This window comes from Vibrio sp. Vb1554 (genome assembly GCF_033344235.1).
Window position 1 is genome coordinate 1 of record NZ_JAWPOJ010000141.1, and the last position, 1,578, is coordinate 1,578.

The following is a 1,578-nucleotide window of genomic DNA, read 5'->3' on the forward strand; positions in this document are numbered from 1 at the left end:
ATTTGACGACGCTCGATACCTTGAGCGGCAACAATACTACTTAGCTTCATCCCCAAAACCGGAAGAACGCAAGGCATGATGTTGAGAATCAAACCACCAAGCAAAGCGAACAGAAAAATACTCACTAAAGACGTGCTCGGCAGTGGCTCTACTATCGCCTCAGCTATTGCTTGAGTGGTTTCTTCTGCCAACAAGTTGGCGTCTTTGATGGTCACAAACAGCGACTGATCACTTAACTCCACATCGCCTAACCAAGTATCCACCAAATAGCTCGCGGTAACGGTATTTCCCTCTTGATGCATACCTTCAAGCTTGAAGCTATAGTCTCGCGTTGCCTCATCGACACCGTCCACCAACACTTGTGGTTGGTTCCAACCTTGAGTGTTCGTGAGCTTGATTTGCAACTTCGATTGGTTTGCATCCCAACTTGCTTGAGTGACATCAATAAACGGCGATGGCTGGGGCACATTGCTCACCGCTTGGGCGTAACTGAACATCACCTGCTCGTCGATTTGCAGCTCAGAAGGCAGGAAGGTCAGTTGAATTTGATAGTCCGTCAACACACAGATGGTGGTGCAGGAAGAGAGCGTGAGCACTGCATCAATCGTGACGGGTTTCGACATATTGTCGATATGCAGCGTCATTGGGAACAAAGTGTCACCTTTGTAACCGAGAGTCTCAATGCCCAATAACTCGAACTTTTGCGGATATGGCCATTGCCAATCAACCTTGCTCAGGTTTTGCGAGTTTTGCCAATCTATCGATGGCGCGACACCACCCTCGCCCGGCGATCGCCAATAAGTTTTCCAGTCTCCGGTTAACTTGACATCCAAATAACCAGTGAGCGTTTTTGCTTGCGGATCTTGCTGACCAGTCAAAACAAAACGCGTTTGCACAGGCGGATGCTGTGGATTGGTCATCCATCCCGTGTCAGTAGTTTGCGCCGAGAGAGTAAGAGAGAACAAACCCAATACCAACGCCATAAAGAATATGGACGCGAGTTGAGTCGCTTTAGTAATGTGATTCATAGTGATTCCTAATTAATAACAAGTGTAGAAAATGGCTGGCGTTTTCGGCCAGAATCACTTGTCATTCTCGGAACACACAAAAGGTAAGATGAATTCGATGTTTGTCGTAGATGGGCTCAGTCCATTGCCTTGCGTTAACAAAGGCACTGCATCGCCAAACTGCGGCTAAAACAATGCCAATGAACAAAACGACAATGAAGGCTTCGAGCTGATGCTGGGTAAACTGAATCAACTTTTCAGACAGTTCACACTTACTCGGCTCTTTGACTTTATCAGCTTTCACAACATGAGCATCATCGCTAGATAAAGCAGAAACCAAGGTTTGGTCATCACTCATCGAGCATGCCGAAACCAAACCAGAATTTTGCATCAGACACACGACGATGACCCAGCCAATCATTGCTAGCAGCCATTTCGCGCGCTTTTGAGGCGTGCCTTGTCGTGAAATCAATAAGCTCATAAAAAGTCAGATAAAGATGGAAACGCAGAAAATAATACGCAAGTTGTCGTAAAGCTCAAGTCGTTCGACCTTGCTTGCCGATATGATTGG

The 1,578-nt window shown here is 46.6% G+C and carries 2 protein-coding genes; both read right to left on the reverse strand.

Annotation, left to right across the window (positions count from 1 at the left end; genetic code table 11):
* Nucleotides 1–1,028 (reverse strand): protein-disulfide reductase DsbD domain-containing protein (locus tag R8N28_RS24375; RefSeq protein WP_318183568.1); only part of this gene is annotated, 1,028 nt, incomplete at its 3' end.
* A 61-nt stretch (nucleotides 1,029–1,089) separates the two neighbouring features.
* Nucleotides 1,090–1,488 carry a hypothetical protein gene (locus R8N28_RS24380; protein ID WP_005494637.1) on the reverse strand — a complete coding sequence of 133 codons (399 nt, stop codon included), beginning with the start codon at nucleotides 1,486–1,488 and terminating at the stop codon, nucleotides 1,090–1,092.
* Between the last annotated feature and the right edge of the window lie 90 nt (nucleotides 1,489–1,578).

Coding starts and splice junctions, on each gene's coding strand:
- R8N28_RS24380 (WP_005494637.1), bottom strand. CDS start 1,488: ATGAGCTTATTGATTTCACGACAAGGCACGCCTCAAAAGCGCGCGAAA.